Origin of the sequence: Segatella copri (assembly GCF_009495355.1) — a bacterium.
In the GTDB taxonomy this organism is placed as follows: Bacteria; Bacteroidota; Bacteroidia; order Bacteroidales; family Bacteroidaceae; genus Prevotella.
Genome location: NZ_VZAD01000016.1, coordinates 1 through 3804 on the forward strand (window position 1 = coordinate 1; position 3804 = coordinate 3804).

The 3804-nt window shown below is 38.6% G+C and carries 4 protein-coding genes; all 4 read left to right on the top strand.

Annotated features, from left to right (window positions below; genetic code table 11):
* Positions 1 to 657: 657 nt before the first annotated feature.
* The 4 genes from F7D20_RS12870 (at position 658) to F7D20_RS01600 (ending at position 3661) form a co-directional block, all read left to right on the top strand.
* Complete coding sequence (locus F7D20_RS12870; RefSeq protein WP_194253468.1) at positions 658 to 990, top strand: hypothetical protein; 333 nt, start codon at positions 658 to 660, stop codon at positions 988 to 990.
* Positions 991 to 1487: 497 nt separating this feature from the next.
* Positions 1488 to 2624, top strand: a complete 1137-nt coding sequence (locus F7D20_RS01590; RefSeq protein ID WP_228114071.1) for a M20/M25/M40 family metallo-hydrolase — start codon at positions 1488 to 1490, stop codon at positions 2622 to 2624.
* 23 nt (positions 2625 to 2647) lie between these two features.
* A complete protein-coding gene (locus F7D20_RS01595; RefSeq protein WP_158462541.1) occupies positions 2648 to 3187 on the top strand; it encodes a hypothetical protein in 540 nt (179 codons plus the stop codon).
* Between the two features lie 54 nt (positions 3188 to 3241).
* Positions 3242 to 3661: a hypothetical protein gene (locus tag F7D20_RS01600; RefSeq protein ID WP_158462543.1), complete on the top strand. Its 420-nt coding sequence runs from the start codon at positions 3242 to 3244 to the stop codon at positions 3659 to 3661.
* The last annotated feature ends 143 nt before the right edge of the window (positions 3662 to 3804 follow it).

The following is a 3804-nucleotide window of genomic DNA, read 5'->3' on the forward strand; positions in this document are numbered from 1 at the left end:
GGCATTACTAAGGCTTCATTAGCCTCAATCTGATGCCTCATGCACGCGTAACAATTAAATCGGTTCGAGTAAACGGATTGGCTGCGGATTTGAGGTAAATACTGATCAGGAAAAATCCCTTATAGCACAATTGTACTCTTTAAGGAGCAATTTTACTGGAAGGGATGTTGTATTACCAACTTTAAGGTACTATATCTTGAGTTAAAGATATTATATAAAAAAACTTTAAAAATTTGGAAGTTACGGAAATAATTCTTAAATTTGCCATCAACTCAGTTAGCTCGTTTGTATGGGCATGTGGGTTATTTACTGGTAAGGACGTTTACGGAACGTTATCTTTGAGTCTCGAATCTCGCAAATTTGAATACACTCAAAAAGAGAACGGCAACTGGAAGCGTCCACGACGGGTGTATTATATCCTAACGTGTAGGACATACTTTTGCTTTTTGTAGCAATGGCGTGTTTCTTGTCGTTATATATTATAATGCGTCATGACGTGGGCTATCTGTGTTGTCTATCCTTTGAGTGTAGGCAATGCGAGAGCCTGAGACTTGGGATGGACAAGAAGTAGAGACTCCCACGTCTTTTTTAGTATCTATAGGAAAATTATTAATCGCCTATTTAGGGATGTTCTGTAAGGCATAATTCTATTTTGTTATGAAGAAGTTTTTGCAAGGTTTTTGTTTTGTAGTGGCTTTGGTGTTTGTGTTCTTTGTAGACCAAAGTGTAAATGCTAATGTCGTGAAAGGTCATGTAGAGAAGATTCAAGGTCGGACATGCTCTTGTGGTGGGACTTTAGTTGTTCGTAGCAAAATTGTTACGAAACCAGGACCAGATGATTGCTATCATTGTCATGGTAATGGCTATAATATAATTAATAACAAAAAATGGACGTGTCAGTTTTGTGAGGGAACTGGAAAAAAGTTAATACAAGTGGAAGTGAAGTGGCTCCATTGTAATAACTGCGGTGCCGATTATGATTATCAATAAAATAATGTTGCAATATGAAGTTATCTGTTAAGTTTTTCTTGTTGCTCTGCATCATGTGTTTATCTACAATAGATGTGTGTGCGCAAAATGTAGGTAAGGGTATTATAAAATCACAGAAAATCCCGAAAATTAAGCCTCCTCGTGTTAAGCCACCTATTAATTGGGCGGCTCCAGTTGTGCATGAGGTTATAAAGGCTAATGAGACCTCGTCTACGGCAAGTACTATTACGTCTAAAAATACCAAACTGCCCGATGTTCGGTTAACAATTCCTCAAACGAAGAATCCCAAAAAGAAACAGCAAGAAAATTTGAGGTCTTTGCTTTCTGCGCAAGGGTTGTACAGGCTCGATTCTCTTATAAAGGAAAGTTATGTTTTGAGGTTTGTAAATTATGCAAGAATCAATAGCCAAAGTACAGAAGGTGAGGACGTAACAATTTTCCCTTTGAGTATGGGACAACGACAGATGGCAAGACTCGTGGAACAAGACCTCTTGAAAATGGCAAAGAATAATAAGAGTTTACAAGTTGTTCGTAGTGAGAGGGAATATGTGTATGCCAAGTTGCCTGCTACAACAAAAAGAAAACTCCCTTCTATTATGTTGATGGCGCATCTTGATATAACACCGGAGGCGCCTGGTGGTAATATAAAACCGATTGTTCATCGCAATTATCAAGGTGGTGACATAGTCTTGCCTTCTGGGGGTGTGCTAAGTCCAGATTCGCCACAAGGTAAACATCTGAAAGAATGCATAGGCAAGACTATCATAACAAGTGACGGTAATACCTTGCTTGGGGCGGATGATAAGACGGGGTGTACGGTCTTGGTGTCACTCATTTGTAACCTTTTGTATGGAAAGCCTTTTGAGCATGGTGATTTGTATTTTGTCTTTTCGCAAAACGAGGATATTGGCAGGGCAGCTGATGGGTTTGAAACAAAGTATGTAGGTGGTAATCCTGATGTAGTGATAGATGTAGACGGAGATGATCCTCATGCCTTTTCTGTAGAGAACTTTACTGCAGCTATGCGTATCTATACATTTCATGGTAAAAGTGCGCATCCTGGTGAAGGGTATGCCAACAAATATGGTGATGCTTTGACAGCTGCCTCTTATTTCGTAGGACAAATTCCACCCTATAAGCATCCGTCTATTAGTCGTGGTAAACAGGGGTATATCCATTGCTATGATATTAGTCATCCAAAGGATAGCATAGGTAAGGTTATCTCTGACGATTATTTAGTGAAAGTACGTTTGCGTTATTTCGATAAGTTGGAAGGTGATTCCTTGCGTCAGATGCTCGATTCTGCCGAAGGGAAAACTATAGAGGCCTTCCCCTTTGTGAAAGTAGAAGCTTCGGCAGAGAACTTGCAGTACGAGAATGTAGCATATACGATGTATCCTACCTTGCCAGACATCATCAAGAAGGCTTATGCGAGTTTTGGCAAAAAAGTCTCTCCACGTAGTGAACGTGGCGGTACAACCTCGGCAATGATTGCAGCCAAGGGCTTGCGTGGAGGTGCTTGTCTTTTCAGTGGTCAACAAGCAGAGCATAGTGTTTATGAGTGGACGTGTGTTGAAGATATGGTAGATATGACCAAGATATTGCAGAAAATCATCATGTTGATAAACAAATAGTTAATTTCTAAATTCGTGTGATTATGAAAAGAATAATATCAATACTCTTTATGGTCGTTACAGGCTTAGTCTGTAGTGTTAATGTCAACGCACAGCAATTGCCTGATGGTTACAAGAAGTTCTTGGGAGTGTGGAACTGTGAACCCCCAATTGGTGGTTTTGGTAACATTAAGGTAATAGAGTCGGATGGCAAACTTGTGGTTCGTATAAAGACGGGAACAGAAATCAGAACTTGTAAAGATGCAGAGTTGAAAAATGGAAAACTTTATTTTTCCTTTGCAGGGGTGCATGAATGGGGAAAATGGACCGTGAAAAATGGTAAAATAATGACAGAAAGTGGTGGTACTGATGGACCGGTAAGTCGTATTTACGATTCGTTTCATTATGGGAATAAAATAGCTACCGAATTGCAACAGGTATGGTATTTCTATTTATCAGAAAATGCGGATGGGGATATGGATTTGTTTTGTCACAACGGAATCTATTATCTAAAAAACGATATTGTACTTTTCGAGCAAGCATCGTCGCCGTATATTCATTATCGAAAATATACTAATTGGTGATGTTGAGTCTTGAAAAAATAAATTCGTAACTTTGCGAGACTTAAAAATATTGTTATGAAGCTGTTAAAATATATTTTTGCAACACTATTATTAACATTAGCATTTGGTGCTAATGCACAAATACCGTATAAATCTGCAATGTCTAAATTTTTAGGTACATGGATTGAACCAAAAAGTATTGATTATGATGGGAGACTCAAAGTAATAATTTTCAAAGAAGACGGAGAGCTTTTCGTAAAAGCCGTTTTTCAATTCCCCGATGATTTACCTACGAATAGAGTTACGATTCCTATTGAAAGCATTAGCTATGAGGATGGAGAATTAGTAACTTATGGACAAAGAAGTATTGAATCTAAACCAAGTTATAAGTTACGTATAGAGGTTGTCGAAGGCAGGTTGAAAGTAACAGAGTATGTTGGTGTCAGAGGAGGACTACTTAGGTTTATATCTTCTCATAATTTAGATGTTGACTAATAGAGAGCCGCTCATTGAGCGACTTCCGAAGTCGTTGGGGCACCTTAAATTCGCAGTTTAATTACTTGTTATAAATGCAAGTCCTTGCCAAACATTTGTTTGCAAAGACTTGCATATGTCAGGATTTTCACTTAACTTGGTGC

Coding starts and splice junctions, on each gene's coding strand:
- F7D20_RS01590 (WP_228114071.1), top strand. CDS start 1,488: ATGGCAAAGAATAATAAGAGTTTACAAGTTGTTCGTAGTGAGAGGGAA.
- F7D20_RS01595 (WP_158462541.1), top strand. CDS start 2,648: ATGAAAAGAATAATATCAATACTCTTTATGGTCGTTACAGGCTTAGTC.
- F7D20_RS12870 (WP_194253468.1), top strand. CDS start 658: ATGAAGAAGTTTTTGCAAGGTTTTTGTTTTGTAGTGGCTTTGGTGTTT.
- F7D20_RS01600 (WP_158462543.1), top strand. CDS start 3,242: ATGAAGCTGTTAAAATATATTTTTGCAACACTATTATTAACATTAGCA.